The organism is Deltaproteobacteria bacterium GWA2_45_12 (genome assembly GCA_001797365.1).
Classification (GTDB): Bacteria; UBA10199; UBA10199; order UBA10199; family UBA10199; genus UBA10199.
Genome location: MGPH01000047.1, coordinates 2,839 through 18,277, shown reverse-complemented (window position 1 = coordinate 18,277; position 15,439 = coordinate 2,839). Strand labels below are relative to the sequence as shown.

The window sequence follows — 15,439 nt, the reverse complement described above, 5'->3', positions numbered from 1 at the left end:
AATGAGTTCACGAAAAAATCAGAGTCTGGAAAAAATCATGAGTAAGAAAATGATTATTCCGACAGGCTCCTAGGAGAACCAATTAACCGTTCGTATCAAAAAGAAAATCTTACCTTTTAAGGGAATACCTCACCCCCAATTAGTTTATGCATCCGAGCCATTCTTTCTTTTTCATGTCATTCTTTTTCATTGTAGGAAGTCCTGTTTTCGTTTAGTCATTACTCCCTTAAAATTTAAGAAGGAAGGTTTTATGAGTGCCCACAAACGAGTGCCCATGACCCGCGAAGGGGTTGAATCTTTGCGTGAAGAGATCTCACGCTTAAAATCTGTGGAACGGCCCAGAATTGTTAAAGAATTAGAGGAAGCCCGTGCCCATGGGGATTTAAGTGAAAATGCGGAATATCATGCGGCCCGTGAAAAACTGGGCCATGTGGATGGGCGCATTCAAGACTTGGAAGGGCGCCTGGGCCTGGCTGAAGTTATTGATCCTGTTCAATTTCGTGGAGAGGTCAAGGTGATGTTTAGCGCCAAGGTGACCTTGCTTGACACAGAAACGGACATTGAAGAAACCTATCAAATTGTCGGCGATTTTGAGGCCAATATTCCTGCCAAAAAGATTTCTGTCTCATCGCCTATTGCCCGTGCTGTCATTGGAAAAAAAGTGGAAGACACGGTAAAAGTTAAAACCCCCAAGGGCGTTCGTGAACTTGAAATTGTGGCTGTAGAATACGAATGATTTGGGTCATTGTAAATTGCCCCCATTTCGATTAACTAAGGGTAAGCAAAAAAAAGGGCCCCTTCACTTTACAGTAAAAAGGCCCTTAAAAGGGGGTCAGTCAGCTCTTTCGAGCTTCATGATGATTATCGGATGTGTGTAAAATAAGTTGCTAAGTCTTTTTGGTGTCAAAACATTACAAAACATCGTATCAAACGCTTATGAAACATCGCATAAAATACATTCTTGGGTTGGTGATCATTTTGGGGGTGTTTATCTATCTTATGTCGGGTACTTTTTCGGACTCACTTCAGTATTATCTGACGGTGCACGAACTGATTGATAAAAAAGATGACTATAGAGGGAAACAGCTGAAAGTGGCAGGTATTGCGGGGGAGATTTCCATTTCTTCCACCAAACAGGGGACCCTTTATTCATTTGAAGTCATTGAAGAAGGGGACAAGCTGCAGGTTGAGTACGAAGGATTTGTTCCTGACACTTTTAAGACAGGGGCCCAGGTTGTTGTTACAGGAATCCTAAAAGACAATGGTGTGTTGGAAGCTTCTGAAATTTTAGCTAAATGCGCCTCGAAGTATGAGGCCAAAGTAAAGGAATAAAGAGTGTAAAAGTGTTTCCTGCCGTCGTCAAGCGCGGCGCGAACTGCCTTACAAATAAATACTTATGATCCCAATTTCTTTTCTTGGCAGCCACATACTGGCTCTCGTTTTTCCTTTAGCCTTGTATTCATTCTTAACTTCCTTTGTAGCCGAAAAAAAATCGGACCAAGGGATGCTTTATTCGGCAGGGAAAGCCACTTTCTTCGTTTTTTTTCTTCTTACCTTTGCCGTTCTTCTTCTCATCGGGGCTTTTATCACCAATGAATTCGGGCTTATTTATGTAGCGGGTTATTCCAGTCGCTCTCTTCCCTTGTTTTTTAAGGTAACGGGTTTGTGGGCGGGACTTGATGGTTCCATTCTTTTCTGGACATGGCTTGTCTCGCTTTATTCCGTCATTGTGTGGAGTACCCAGAAAAACAGGAATCCGGATTGGCTCCCCACGCTCAATGGGGTGATGAGTTTTATCATTCTCTTTTTTGTCTCCATCATGGTTTTTGCCAATAATCCCTTTGCACCGTCTTTGCATACCCCTCCGGATGGCAAGGGGTTAAATCCTCTTCTTCAAAACATCGCCATGGTGTTTCATCCACCGTCACTTTATCTTGGGTTTACAGGTTTTTCTGTCCCGTTTTCTTTTGCCTTAGCTGCTCTTCGTACACGCAGGCTTGATTCTGCCTGGATTGATGCCACACGTCGTTGGGTCATTGTGGCGTGGTTCTTTTTGACTTTGGGGCTCATTTTGGGCGGCGCATGGGCCTATGTTGAGCTGGGCTGGGGTGGTTTTTGGGCCTGGGATCCCGTTGAAAATGCGGCGCTCATGCCCTGGCTATTAGCGACAGCCTATCTTCACTCCGTCATTATCCAGAAAAAAAGAGGCATGCTCATGACCTGGAATGTCACGCTTATTTGTTTGACGTTCCTTCTCACCATTTTTGGAACCTACCTTACGCGCAGTGGCATTGTGCAATCCGTGCATGCTTTTTCGGAAGGGAATTTGGGCCCGTTCTTTTTGGGGTTCATGCAGCTTATTATTGTTGTTTCCGCCTATTTTATCATCACGCGGTTAAATGATTTAAAAAGCCGAAATCGGCTTGTTTCCCAGTTTTCAAAAGAAAATGCTTTCATTCTAAATAATATCCTTTTTGTTTTTGCCACGTTTACCGTGATTTGGGGAACCTTGTTTCCAACTGTTTCTGAGTGGTTGACGGGTCATCGAACAACGGTGGGGATCCCTTTTTTCAATAAAATAATGGCGCCCATAGGTCTTCTTCTGCTGGCCCTTATGGGCATTGGGCCGATGATTTCATGGAAAAAATCATCCTGGATCAATTTCAAACGAAACCTTCTTCTCCCTTTGGTCCTTGGATTTTTTGGATGTATTGCTTTTTGGATTTTAGGAATACGCCAATGGTATGCCTTGGGAAGTTTTGCCCTTGTCCTGTTTGTTTTAACGACGGTTTATTTGGAGTTTTATCGGGGCATTCATGCTCTTCGTCTTCAAAATAAAACGGACGCATGGACGGCTTTCAAACAATTATTTGTTACTTCCAATCGACGGTATGGGGGGTATGTGGTGCATTTGGGAGTCCTTCTTATTTTTATTGGGATTGCCGGATGTGTTTTTAAGCAGGAAGTCGATTTTGCCTTGAAACCGGGCGAAGTTTACAATTTTGCCGGTCATAGTTTTCGTTATGTTGAGCCCCTCATCAACGAAGATGAACATAGAACCAGTGTTGCTGTACGTATTGAGATTTTAAAAGGGGAAAAAATCCTTGCCACCTTAATCCCGGCCCGCAATTTTTATAAACAAAGTGAGCAGCCTTCCACGGAAGCAAGTATCTATCACACACTGCTTCAAGACATTTATGTCATTGTTGGCAACATGGACACAACCACATCACGGGCTGATTTAAGGGTCACATTCAATCCTCTCATTAGTTATGTGTGGGTAGGGGGCTTTGTCATTTTACTTGGAGTTGTACTTTTGTTAATGCCCTCACAAAAAGGGGGATTAAAATCAACATCAACTCTTGCAAGCATTCTTTTCATGCTTTTTTTGTGGGGATACCCCCTTTCTCCTGTTTATGCCCAGGGCATGCATGTGGAAACAGGTGAAGACCCCTTTATTTTCTTGGATAAAGACTCCCCTCGTTATCACCAGATAAAAGAAATTTCTGGAAAAATTATTTGTCAATGCGGAGGGTGTGTCCGTATGGATTTGGCCAGCTGTACCTGTTCCTTTGCCAAAGGGGAACATAACAAAATCATGTCCATGCTCGATCAAGGCATGAATGAAGAGGGAATCCTTGATGCATTTGTCAAAAAATACGGGATGCCTGTACTTACAGAACCCCCAAACAGGGGAGCTTTTCGTTTGGGTGCGGCGCTCCCTTTGGTGATGCTGCCCATTGTGTTTATCTTGGGCATTATTTTAATTGCCAAAAAACGTCGTAAACAGGATGAGGTTTTGGTAAGTGGTGAATCTGTTCCGGCAAATTATTTAAAAAAATTCAGCCAAGAGGTTACAAAAAACCATGAGTCTTGAGCTATTCATCCTAATTTTTCTTTTTGCTTTGGCCGTGTGGGTTATTGGAAGCCCCCTTTATCAAAGGGGAACCATGGCTTCCATGAAGGATTCTTATAATCTTCGGGATTTGTCGCTGCGCAAACAAGAAGTCATCGACAGCATCAAAGACCTTGAATTAGATTACAAGATGTCCAAGGTAAGTGAGGGCGATTTTAAAACTTTATATGATGAATCCCTGAAAGAAGGGGCTTCATTACTTGCTCAAATGGATGTCCCTTTAAAGACAAAGCCAAAAGCAAAATCGGATCAAGATCACCCCAAGTCATCTTCCGTAAAACAACAACCCAAATTTTGTTCGCAATGTGGGGTGGAGCTTGTAGCCAATGCCCACTATTGCATCCAATGTGGAGTAAAAATATCATGAAGAAAATAGTCATCGCCCTTTGTTTTGTTTCCCTTTTATCCTTGAAAGTTCAAGCCCAACAACCCCCTCCTCATATGGATAGCGTCATGCCCGGCGTTGAAAAAGGGATTTTGGATGGAGTCTTGGTTGTGTCTGACGAAGGAAAAAAAGAAAAACCCCTCCCTGGCCAAGCTGTGGTGCTCATGGTGTTTCAAAATGGAGAAAGAATTCTCATGCTTAATAAGGAAACGGATGCCGCCGGAAAATTTCAGTTCAAGAATATTTTCAAGGATGAGCAATTTGAATACGCCCTGGGAACCATGGTGGAAGAACAACCCTATCTCATGTCGGGCATCCGCATGAACAAATCCCAGGAATCACTTCAAGTTCGTTTTGTAGTGGGGAAGGGCTCTCCCTATAAAATAGATCGGGCGGCTAGTGAACATGAACATGAAGAAGCTAGCCCCGGGAGCATGCAAGGCATGAATGCCGCAAGCAATACCCGCACTCCCTTAACAGCTCAATCCTTCTGGGCCAAATCCTACCAAAAAATGGCCATCATTTTAGCAGGGATTGTTTCGCTAATCGTACTTGCATTCATCTTACGGAAGGGTTTTTCTGCTTGATTGAATTGAGTCAAGTCAGCTTTGCCTATCACACCAAACCCATTCTAAAGGGTCTCTCCTTAAATATTTCTGAAAAATCTCATGTGTGGATTCAAGGGTCTAATGGTTCAGGGAAAACAACACTTCTCAAATTAATTTCAGGCCTTCTAAAACCTACTGAAGGGAGTATTACAAAAAAAGGGGTTTCTAATCTTTTTTTGCCTGAGGCCGGGTTTTATGGGGAGCTCACCGTAAGGGAGAATTTGCTTTTCTATGCACGCTTGTATCAAACCCCTTTAAATAGGATAAAAACCCTAAGCCAGTATTTTCAATTGGACAGATTTTTTGATGAATCTTTTGCTTATTTGTCCCGAGGGCAAAAAACACGTGCTTTATTAGCCTGTGTTTTTTTGGCCGATGTGCCCATCTATCTTTTAGACGAACCTTTTTCAGCTTTAGATACTCAAACGAGAAAAGCCTTGGTGTCTTTCATCCAAAATTTAAAGGATAAAACACTCCTTCTTACAAGCCATGAAGACTATGGTTTGGAGGGTATTGGATTTAAATCGCTGACCTTGGACAATGGCCGGTTCAAATTTTAAATGGGTCTTCGTGGAACTGAGTGGGTAAAATCGAGTTTTTTCTCGTATCATCCCCCTTTAAAAAAGGGGGGTAGGGGGGATTTGAGCCCGTTCCAGTTTCCGTACCCAATTCAAACTACGCTTATGTGAAGAAAAGTGTGAAAAAGATTGCCGGGGAACAAATACGGGAACGGGAATAAAGCGGGCCCAAATCCCCCTTGGTCCCCCTTTTTTAAAGGGGGATCACTCGGGAAATGAGTGATTAAAAAACTAAATTTTACCCACTCAGAAACGCAAAGCCCCTTTTAAACTATGAACCTGTTTTGGCATTTTTTACAAAACGAAATACGATTAGCCCGTCGCTCCAGGGGAGTGGGGCTTGCCTTGGCCTTTTTTTGTCTCGTGTTAAGCCTGTTGTTTTATTTTGGCTTGAACGATCTGCTCTCAAATCGCCTTCGGCTTATCCTGCCCCTGGTTTGGCTTTCTTCCATTTTTGGGGGAATCTTAAGAATGCTTCGTACTTACGAAAGTGAAGAACGGGGGCATGTCTGGGACATGTTGCGTTTGTGCCCCCATATTTCAACACCATTTTTTTTAAGCAAATGGGTTCTCAATCTTTTTTACATTCTCTTGCTTCAATGGCTGACCCTGGTTTTTTTGGTCATGTTTTTCAACCTTCATTTGTCATGGGGTTTTATTTTGCCCATCATGAAAATTGCTTTTTTTGGAGCTCTTGGTTTTGTTTCTTTAGGAAGTTTGGTTTCGGCCCTCACCGTTGAACATAACCGTCGCGATTTATTATTCCCCCTGGTTTTGTATCCCTTATTGATTCCCTTGATTATCGGTGTTATTCAAACACCACTTTTTGCGGGAGCGGTCTTTGTGGGAACCCACGAAATCTGGTTTCGACTGGTTGTCGGCTATAGCATCATTTTATTTGTGGCTTCCGTTTTGTTATTCGATCTTTTTTTTGAAGGGTAGCTATGAAACTTTCCAAAAATCTATTTACCATAACGTGGATTTTTTTGACGGCGCTGATGATGGCCGATTTGTACCTCATTTTTTTTGTTGCTCCTGAGGAAAAAATGCAGGGGATCGTTCAAAAGATTTTTTATTTCCATGTTTCATCGGCCTTTTCCATGTATTTTGGTTTTGGTTTGGCAGGGCTTGGGGCCTTCCTCTATCTTTTTAAAAGAAAAAAATGGATGGATCATCTTTCGATAGCCGGGGGTAGTGTAGGGCTTGTTTTTTGCTCCATGGTTTTAGTAAGCGGCCCTTTGTGGGCCAGACCCATCTGGGGCACCTATTGGACTTGGGACCCAAGACTGACCACAACCCTCATTTTGTGGCTCATGTTTGTGGCTGTTTCTTTTTTGAGGGAATTTTATGGTTCCAACCCCCGTGGGAGTTTTTTTGCTTCCATTTTAACCTTGGTGGCGATGTTGGACATGCCCCTGGTTTTTTTGGCGATTAAATTGTGGAGAGGAATTCATCCCCAAGTGTTGGGAGAAGAAGAAAGCATGCCCACTTCCATGCTTGTGACATTTATCGTTTCAAACATTACATTTATCGCCTTATTTGTGCAGTTGGTTTGGCTTAAGCTAAAAGCCTTGAAGCTAGAAGATTCCATCCTTCAAAAAGGGGAAACTTATGAACAATGAAATTTATTTGTATGCGGCCTACATCGCCTTTTGGCTCCTTCCCTTGTGGTTCATTCTTAAAACCTACCGAAAGGTTGTTGCCCTTGAGAACAAATTAAATAAAATTGGATAGGATATTGCCTGTAAGGGCGTATGGCCATACGTCCTACCTTAAGAGGATATACACCCCAAAAACAGCCAAACTTACGGTTGCGAATTGATGCAGGGAAAAAGGCAGGAAATTCATTTTGGCTGCCAAGCCGGTAAGGATGGCGACACTGATCAATAAGGTCAGCTCTGTTTTGCTTTTTTGACCCCACCGATTCGCTTCTTTGGATTTTTTCAAAAATAGATATAATAATATCAATGCCGAAATAGAGGCCCATAAAGGATGGCTTATGGAAAAGGGAAGGGCCCCGTAACGATGCTCATACAAGCCGGAAGCCAGTGTAAAGATAAGCCATAGGATAAAAAGGAGTTTGTAAACCATGAGCGAATTGATGACCCAGCTTGATGAAACAATCAAGAACATTCAAAACAATGTTCATTTTAAAACCATACGCCGGGGAATCATTTTTCTTTTTGGCTGCCTGATTTTACTTACGGGCATGGTGATGATTTTTTTGCCAGGGCCTTCTATTCTGGTTATTCCCCTGGGGCTTACCATTTTGGCCAGTGAATTTGTCTGGGCTAAAAAGCTTTTGGGGCATTTTAAAAATGGGACGCATAAATTGGGGAAAATCTTGACCCATTCGACCGCTTCCGGTTCCCAAGCTTTGAATCGGGAAATCGAAGAGGCAGGAAAAATAAATGGCCAAAAATAAAATTAAAAAATTGGGAATTCTGGTTGGAGGGGGGCCGGCACCCGGGATTAACGGTGTTATCCGCTCAGCCACGATTGAAGCCGTTAATCGGGGCATGGAGGTTGTTGGTTTGATGGATGGTTTTGAACCCTTGATTGAAGGGGATTTTTCACGGGTAAAAAAATTGGGCATCAATGATGTTTCGCGCATTCATACTTTGGGGGGGAGCATTTTGCGTACCTCGCGCGCAGGCCCGGCGGCCATGGAGCCCTTGTTGCAAAAGGTGGCCAAAAATCTTCGGCTTTTAAAAATTGATTATCTCATTACCATTGGGGGGGATGGCACCGCTTATTCTTCTTATCAGGTTTCCAAAAAAACAAAGGGCAGGGTGGGGGTGGTGCATGTTCCCAAAACCATTGATAACGATTTGCCCTTACCCGGCCTGATGCCCACGTTTGGATTTCATACCGCTAGGCACGTAGGGACAGGATTGGTGCAATCGTTAATGGAAGACGCCAAGACATTTCCTCCGCGCTGGTATGTTGTGGTCACCATGGGAAGAAGAACCGGGCATTTGGCCATGGGTATTGGCAAAGCGGCCGGAGCCCATTTGACCTTGATAGGTGAAGAATTTGCCGGAGGCAAAACGAAACTCAGTGATGTATGCACCATTATTGAAAATTCCATTCTAAAACGTTTGAAAATGAAGAAACCCTACGGTGTGGTTGTTATTTCTGAAGGGATGGCTGCTTTTGTCAGCGATTTGAAATCATTGGTTGCTGTCAAAATGGATAATCGTGGGCGCCCTGATTACACCGAATTTAAATTGTCCGAAATAGTGCGGAATGAATTGAGAAAACGATTTAAAAAAAGGGGAATAAAAATGCAGATTATTGCCAAGGATATTGGCTATGAGTTGCGAAGTGCCCCGCCTGTTCCTTTTGATGCAGAATATACACAAGACTTGGGTTTTGCCGCTGTTCGGTATTTACAAACAGGTAAAACAGGAGCGCTTATGACCATCCAACGTGGGGGCTCAAGCTATCCCATTCCCCTAAGCACCCTTCTTGTTAAATCAAAAAAACATTTAAAAATAAGATACTTTGACATAAATAGTGAAAGTTATTCTTGCGCTAAATCCTACATGATTCGTTAATTTTTAACGCAACTCTTCCCCCATCCCAAGCCGATAATAGTCATGAGGTATTTTTATGACCGAATTTTCAGTCAATGGTGGAGCAGGTATTGAATATGTTAGTACTAAGCAATTGTCTTCTGGCGAAGGGAAAGAGCTTTTAGATAATAAACCTCTAACCGGTTTTGGGGCTAAAGGACGATTAGGTGTCAAATTAGAGTTGAATGATGATGTGGCGCTGAAACTAACAGGAGAGGGTGGTTTTGCTTCTCTATCTAGCGGTGAAGATGAATTTGTAAATGAACAAACACGCACTCGTTTGGGTGGAAAATTCGGAGTCCAATTAAAATCCGTTGAATTGTCGTTACGCTATTTTAATGAAAATAAGGATACCGATCGTACGGGCGTACGGCTTTTGTATCCCAAGCCAGGCGAATATGCGGCCCCTCTTGATGAGCCTATAAAGCAAAATAGTGAACAAACGATGCATGATGTAAAATTTGGTGTTGAAACCCCTGATGAAAAAGGATGGAAGGCAGGCATTGGATTTGGAACTAAGATTAGTGGAGATGATGTCAATCCGGCTATAGATGCGAAACTAGGATATAATATTGGGTTAAGCGAATCAGACGACTCTGTACTTCTTTTTCTTGGTAGTGGGATTGATTGCGCCAAAAATGAAGGATGTCTTATGACTTTGGGAGCCGATTTCCTTTTTGGAAATTGATTTATTAAAACACATTCGAAACATTACAAAGCTTCCCCGTTCTTTCTGGCGCAAAACAATCTTTTAATTTTCTATAGTCAATTCCTGTCTGGAATCCTTCTTTCTCCAAAAATTGCAATAAATCTTCTGTAGCCAAATTTCCCTTGGCGCCGGGAGCAAAGGGGCAGCCGCCCAAGCCGCCGATACTCGAATCAAAAGAGCGAATACCCCACTTCAAACCTTCACCAATGCATTCAAGGGCGGTACCGTGTGTATTATGGCAATGCATGGCAATTTTATTTTGGGAAATAAGATTTTTATCGATTTGGCCCAGCAGGTTTTTCCAGTCAGCGGGCTTACCAACACCGATGGTGTCACCCAAAGAAAACTGGGCCGGATTTAGGGGAAGGAGTTTTTGCATCACTTTAAGGGTAAGTTCGGGTGCCAGATTGCCATCGTAAGGGCAGGCGATAACGGTTGAAATATAGATACGAATTTTGACTTCTTTTTTCTTGGAAGGTTTTTGGCCCCATTGAGTGATAAAAGAATATCCCTCATTTTTTAAATGCTCTACGCAATCTTTGATAACGCTCAAACTTTTCTCAACACTCATTCCGATATTTTTTTGGTTAAAGGTTTCACTAGAAGCTGTGAAAAAAGCGATTTGGGTGACATTGTGTTCAAGAGCTGTTTTCAATCCTTTTAAATTGGGCACCAAATACCACAAGCGATCATGCTGTTTTGAAAAAGCATCGGCAATTTGGACCGTATCTGCCATGGAGGGCACCTTATCAGGACGCACAAAGGAACCGGCTTCCACATCACTAAAACCATGGTCAAGAAGGTAGTTGATGAGATTTCTTTTTTGGTCAAATGACAGAATGTCTTTGACGTTTTGCAGGCCATCACGTGGGCCGACTTCGATGAGGGAGATTTGTTTGTGTTGATGTGCGGATGTACTGATGTGCGGATGTTTCTTTGTCATTTTATTAAATACCCGTTTCCCCGATGATATCCCCCTTTAAAAAAGGGGGACAAAGGGGGATTTGGGCCCGCCTTTATTCCCGTGTCCGTATTCCTTTCTCAGCGAACTCTTCCCCAAGCCCATTTTTGCATCAGAGATATTTGAATCGGGTACAGGGGCTGAAACGGGAACAAATCCCCCTGCCCCCTTTTTTAAAGGGGGATGATACGGGAAAAAACCAATTGAACATCCGAACATCAGCACAAGAGATTACCAATTCGCTTTTCTTTTTTCCAAAAAGGCCTTGATGCCTTCCTGGCCTTCCGGGCTTGCGCGTAGATTGGCCAAGGTTTGTGCAGCGTAATTGTGTTTGGCAATTCCTTTTTTATTTTGAATATCCCGGATGAAGTTTTTGGCTGTTTTTAAAGCCTGGGGGGATAGTTCAAGAATATCGGCCAAAAGTGTCTGGACAGAAGCTGAAAGTATTTCTTCATTTTCTACCACTTGATGCACAAGCCCCATTTGATAAGCACGTTCGGCATTGAAACGCTCTGCCGAAAGAAAATAGGCTCTTGCATAAGATTCGCCTATTTTTGCAATGCAAAAAGGTCCGATGGTTGCAGGGATCAAGCCAAGGCGTGCTTCAGTAAATCCAAAAAGGGTTTCTTTGGTGGCCACCACATAGTCACAAACACTTGCCAAGCCCATACCTCCGCCCAAGCAAGCTCCATGCACTTGCCCCACAAGGGGATAGGGGCAGGTATTCATTGCTTCCAATAATTGAGAAAGTTTTTTGGCATCACTGGCATTTTGTTTTTTTGAGTATCCGGAACATTTTTGCATCCAGTTTAAATCCCCACCGGCACTAAAGGCCTTGCCATTGCCTTTAATAAGAATGACGCGAGGATTGATTTGTTTGATTTCTTTTTTGAAGACAAGGGTGAGCTCGGCAATCAATTCATCATTGAAAGCATTTCGTAATTCAGGGCGGTTAAGGGTGATGGTGAGAACCTTGTTTGAATAATCGATGAGGAGGGTTTTGTGATTCATAACGTAGGGGTGCTGCTTGCTGCACCCACTCACTTGGATCAATCATGGGCGCGGCAAGCAGCGCCCCTACAATAATTACATACGAAACACCCCAAACCCATGATCGAAACTCTGGTTTCCATTCTTGCAAGCATCAAGGGCCAGGCCAAGGACATTACGGGTTTGCCGTGGGTCAATAATGCCGTCATCCCAAATGCGCGCCGTGCTAAAATACGGCGAACCATCTTCTTCGTAACGTTGGATAATGGGTTTTTTGATATCCTCAATTTCTTTGGCGGAAAGCTTTTTTCCTTTTTGTTCCAGTTGGGCAATTTTAACAGTTGAAAGAACACCGGCGGCTTGCTCGCCTCCCATGACGGAAATACGACTATTAGGCCACATGAATAAAAAGCGGGGTTGGTAAGCCCGGCCGCACATGCCGTAGTTCCCGGCTCCAAAACTTCCACCAACCACAACAGTGATTTTGGGAACTTTGGTGGTCGCCACCGCCGTCACCATTTTAGCCCCATGCTTGGCGATGCCTTCCGCCTCCACTTTTTTTCCAACCATGAAGCCCGTGATATTTTGAAAAAAGAGAATGGGAATGCCGCGCTGATCACACAACTCAATAAAATGGGCGGCCTTGGCGGCTGAATCCGAAAATAAAACACCATTGTTGGCCAGCACCCCCACTTCAAAACCCATGATGCTTCCAAAACCACAGACAAGAGTGGGACCGTACATTTTTTTGAATTCATGAAAATCGGAACCATCCAGTGTGCGAGCCAGCACTTCCCTAAAATCATAAGCTGTTTTGAAATCCTTGGGGATGATGCCCAAAATATCGTCGGGAGAATAAAGGGGATCGGCATGAGAGGAATGATGGCTGATAATGGAATGTTTTTTACGCCCCAAATGTTTGACAATGTCGCGCGTAATTTCCAAGGCGTGTTCGTCATTGTTGGCATAATGGTCAGAAACACCGCTTTGTTTGCAATGAACATCGGCTCCGCCCAATTCTTCGGCAGTGACAATTTCTCCTGTAGCCGCTTTTACCAGTGGGGGCCCTCCCAAAAAAATCGTGCCCTGATTTTTGACAATGATTGTTTCATCACTCATCGCAGGAACATAGGCACCCCCGGCCGTGCATGAACCCATCACCACAGCAATTTGGGGAATGCCCATTCCAGACATGCGGGCCTGGTTGTAAAAAATACGTCCAAAATGATCGCGATCGGGAAAGACTTCAGCCTGAAGGGGAAGATAAGCGCCACCACTGTCCACCAGATAAATGCAGGGCAGGTTGTTTTCCATGGCAATTTCTTGCGCGCGCAAATGTTTTTTTACGGTGAGTGGAAAATAAGTGCCGCCTTTCACCGTAGCGTCGTTGGCGACAATCATCACCGTGCGATTTTCAACCTGACCAATGCCTGTAATAATACCCGCACTCGGGGCCTGGTTTTCATACAAGCCATTGGCCGCCAAGGGGGTTAATTCCAAAAAAGAAGAATCAGGATCGAGCAAAGTTTCAATGCGTTCGCGGGCCAAAAGCTTGTTGCGCGATTTGTGTTTTGAGATGGCCTCATCACCGCCTCCTTTTCTTACAGATTGAAGCTGGCTGTTTAGTTCTTCAATGAGTTTTTCGTGATGTTTTTTATTTTCAAGAAACGGTTTTGATTCAGGATTGATGCTTGATTCGATAATCATTTTTTAGGGGCTCGCGTCGCCCCCTCCATTGGCAAAGCCAATGGAGCCTCCCCCTCAACGGCCCTGTGGGCCTTATGGGGATGATTCCATAACGTGGTTCAAATCACGTACAGATTGCTAGAAGCGAGCCTTTGTTTTGGCGTTTGTACCGAAAACCTCGTTTTGCTGCAAGGCAAAGATATTCCTCTTTTGGTCAAGAAAATGACATTCATGGCTTTTTATTATCATTATGAAAATAAAAAGCCTTCTAAAAGCTTAAAAAACAACCAAATTTCAAGAGATTACAAAATTATTCGTGGGGCTTCATTGGTACGGCAATTGCATAACTAATAATCCAAAGGGGATCGGTCTTTTCAACCAAAAATCGGCTGGGGTTATTATGACAATCAAAAATCACTTCATATTTCTTTTAGTTACATCTACTTTAGTTTTTGGAGCCTGTAGTAATGATGGAGGAAAATTAAGGCTGAGAGGTGAGGCAAAAGCACCTCCAATTGCAGGTGATAAGGCCCCAGTTTTAGACAAAGATGGGGATACCATTCTGGATGTAAATGACAATTGCCCTGAAGAATTTAACAAATCGCAACGTGACTCCGATGGGGATGGCTTGGGTGATGTTTGTGACGATACTCCCTTTGGAGCTGGAAATAATCCCGAAAACCTTGTTCCCAATGGAGGGCAAGGAAATGTAAATCCCAATGGCGGTGCTGGCAATGGTGACCCCGATGTTGCCCCAGGCCCTGTTGGTCCAGGAGGCGGGGTTATTCCCATTGATGTGCCCCAACCTGATGCCGATGGGGATGGTGTTCCGAACGCCGATGACCCCGATGTGGATGGGGATAATATCCCCAATGGCGAAGATCCCGACGTCGATGGGGACGGCATTCCCAATGGCCAAGACCCGGATGTCGACGGAGATAATATTCCCAATGGTGAAGACCCGGATGTTGACGGGGATGGCGTTCCAAATGGTCAGGATGATGACGTGGATGGAGATGGCAACCCGAATAATCAAGACAATGATGTGGACGGAGACAATCTTCCCAACGATCAAGATCCGGATGATGATGGAAACGGCGTTCCTGATGGGCAAGGCGGAGATGATGATGATGGCGATGGTTTGCCAAACGACCAAGACCCCGATCGTGATGGGGATGGTGAACCTAATGATTCTGATCCATGCCCTGAGGATGCTCAAAACCAATGTAACCCTGAAGGAGCCTTACCTCCCGAGGATGGGGACATTGATTTAGACGGAGTTGCCAATGACCAAGATAATTGCCCATTCGATTTTAATCCGGGCCAAGGCAATGCTGATGCCGATAATCTGGGTGATGTTTGTGATCCGTGTCCGGGTAATCCCAATGCCGATTGCAATGACGGGCATGGGGGAGAAGAAAACCCGAATGATCGCGACGGGGATGGCATTTTGGATGATGGAGATGGTTCCGGTCAGGCCGGGGACAATCCTTGCAAAGATGGGTTAGTCGAGCGCTGTGACGATAACTGCCTCGAAGAGCGTAATCCGGATCAAGCGGATATCGATATTGATGCCGTGGGGGATGTCTGTGATCCCTGTGTTCAAGGAGGAGGAGAGGATCCGGATAACGATGGACTATGTGGCGCTGCTGATCCATGCCCTATGGATTTCTTGGAGGATGGCGACGGCATCTGCGCTGATAGGGATAACTGTTCTGCCGTGCACAATGTGAATCAGGCCGATGATGATGGGGATGGTGTGGGTGATGCCTGTGATAATTGCCGGAATTTAGCGAACGTCGATCAAACCGACGCCGATGGGAATGGTCTAGGAGATGCCTGCGAAGGAGGCGAGGGGAATCAAGGCCGTGTCTGCGATCCGCCCCTTCCCCCTCAAGAGGACCAAAACAACAACTGTGTGAAAGACGCTAATGAAGACGGCGATAGGGATGGTGTTTTAAATGATGGAAACGCGGATGGCGTCAACGGCAATATGAATTGCAAGGGACTGGATGGCGATGGTGATGG

At 44.2% G+C, this 15,439-nt stretch carries 17 protein-coding genes and 2 pseudogenes (2 of these 19 running past the window's edge); 14 read left to right on the top strand and 5 right to left on the bottom strand.

Annotated elements, in window-relative coordinates:
* The first annotated feature begins 250 nt into the window (after positions 1–250).
* The 8 genes from A2048_09370 to A2048_09335 all read left to right on the top strand — a co-directional run bounded on the left by A2048_09370 (position 251) and on the right by A2048_09335 (position 7,109).
* A complete protein-coding gene (locus tag A2048_09370; GenBank protein ID OGP08397.1) occupies positions 251–736 on the top strand; it encodes a transcription elongation factor GreA in 486 nt (161 codons plus the stop codon).
* Positions 737–936: 200 nt separating this feature from the next.
* Positions 937–1,332: a hypothetical protein gene (locus A2048_09365; protein ID OGP08396.1), complete on the top strand. Its 396-nt coding sequence runs from the start codon at positions 937–939 to the stop codon at positions 1,330–1,332.
* A gap of 64 nt (positions 1,333–1,396) precedes the next feature.
* A complete protein-coding gene (locus tag A2048_09360) occupies positions 1,397–3,877 on the top strand; it encodes a hypothetical protein (GenBank protein ID OGP08395.1) in 2,481 nt (826 codons plus the stop codon).
* Entirely contained in the window at positions 3,867–4,283 is a 417-nt protein-coding gene (locus tag A2048_09355; protein OGP08394.1) for a hypothetical protein, read from the top strand. The genes A2048_09360 and A2048_09355 overlap by 11 nt, the downstream gene beginning before the upstream one ends.
* Positions 4,280–4,888 (top strand): hypothetical protein, encoded by a 609-nt coding sequence (locus A2048_09350; GenBank protein OGP08393.1) that lies wholly within the window; start codon positions 4,280–4,282, stop codon positions 4,886–4,888. Before A2048_09355 ends, A2048_09350 begins: the two co-directional genes overlap by 4 nt.
* Positions 4,885–5,469 carry a hypothetical protein gene (locus A2048_09345; protein OGP08392.1) on the top strand — a complete coding sequence of 195 codons (585 nt, stop codon included), beginning with the start codon at positions 4,885–4,887 and terminating at the stop codon, positions 5,467–5,469. The genes A2048_09350 and A2048_09345 overlap by 4 nt, the downstream gene beginning before the upstream one ends.
* 291 nt (positions 5,470–5,760) lie before the next feature.
* A complete protein-coding gene (locus tag A2048_09340; protein OGP08391.1) occupies positions 5,761–6,429 on the top strand; it encodes a hypothetical protein in 669 nt (222 codons plus the stop codon).
* A 2-nt stretch (positions 6,430–6,431) separates the two neighbouring features.
* Positions 6,432–7,109: a hypothetical protein gene (locus A2048_09335; GenBank protein OGP08390.1), complete on the top strand. Its 678-nt coding sequence runs from the start codon at positions 6,432–6,434 to the stop codon at positions 7,107–7,109.
* 145 nt (positions 7,110–7,254) lie between these two features.
* Here the strand turns inward: A2048_09335 and A2048_09330 are convergent, their stop codons facing one another.
* On the bottom strand, positions 7,255–7,578 hold the full coding sequence (locus tag A2048_09330) for a hypothetical protein (protein OGP08389.1): 324 nt from the start codon (positions 7,576–7,578) through the stop codon (positions 7,255–7,257).
* On the opposite strand from A2048_09330, the gene A2048_09325 reads away from it, so the two are divergent.
* The 3 genes from A2048_09325 to A2048_09315 are packed head-to-tail and all read left to right on the top strand — an operon-like array spanning position 7,577 to position 9,753.
* Positions 7,577–7,912 (top strand): hypothetical protein, encoded by a 336-nt coding sequence (locus A2048_09325; GenBank protein OGP08388.1) that lies wholly within the window; start codon positions 7,577–7,579, stop codon positions 7,910–7,912. The genes A2048_09330 and A2048_09325 overlap by 2 nt on opposite strands.
* On the top strand, positions 7,899–9,047 hold the full coding sequence (locus tag A2048_09320; protein ID OGP08387.1) for a hypothetical protein: 1,149 nt from the start codon (positions 7,899–7,901) through the stop codon (positions 9,045–9,047). The genes A2048_09325 and A2048_09320 overlap by 14 nt, the downstream gene beginning before the upstream one ends.
* Before the next feature lie 55 nt (positions 9,048–9,102).
* Complete coding sequence (locus A2048_09315) at positions 9,103–9,753, top strand: hypothetical protein (protein OGP08386.1); 651 nt, start codon at positions 9,103–9,105, stop codon at positions 9,751–9,753.
* A gap of 4 nt (positions 9,754–9,757) precedes the next feature.
* Here A2048_09315 and A2048_09310 read toward each other — a convergent pair whose 3' ends face one another.
* From A2048_09310 to A2048_09295, 4 genes are all read right to left on the bottom strand, one after another.
* Positions 9,758–10,717, bottom strand: a complete 960-nt coding sequence (locus A2048_09310) for a hypothetical protein (protein ID OGP08385.1) — start codon at positions 10,715–10,717, stop codon at positions 9,758–9,760.
* Positions 10,718–10,753: 36 nt separating this feature from the next.
* Positions 10,754–10,954, bottom strand: coding sequence for a hypothetical protein (locus tag A2048_09305; GenBank protein OGP08384.1), 201 nt, complete (start codon positions 10,952–10,954; stop codon positions 10,754–10,756).
* 12 nt (positions 10,955–10,966) lie between these two features.
* Positions 10,967–11,746, bottom strand: a complete 780-nt coding sequence (locus A2048_09300; GenBank protein ID OGP08383.1) for a hypothetical protein — start codon at positions 11,744–11,746, stop codon at positions 10,967–10,969.
* A gap of 75 nt (positions 11,747–11,821) precedes the next feature.
* A complete protein-coding gene (locus tag A2048_09295; protein OGP08382.1) occupies positions 11,822–13,432 on the bottom strand; it encodes a methylcrotonoyl-CoA carboxylase in 1,611 nt (536 codons plus the stop codon).
* A gap of 114 nt (positions 13,433–13,546) precedes the next feature.
* On the opposite strand from A2048_09295, the gene A2048_09290 reads away from it, so the two are divergent.
* A complete protein-coding gene (locus A2048_09290; protein ID OGP08381.1) occupies positions 13,547–13,762 on the top strand; it encodes a hypothetical protein in 216 nt (71 codons plus the stop codon).
* 49 nt (positions 13,763–13,811) lie between these two features.
* Positions 13,812–15,439 (top strand): annotated as a pseudogene (locus A2048_09285) (hypothetical protein); it runs 28 nt beyond the window's last position.
* Positions 15,436–15,439 (top strand): annotated as a pseudogene (locus A2048_09280) (hypothetical protein); it runs 901 nt beyond the window's last position. The pseudogenes A2048_09285 and A2048_09280 overlap by 32 nt, the downstream one beginning before the upstream one ends.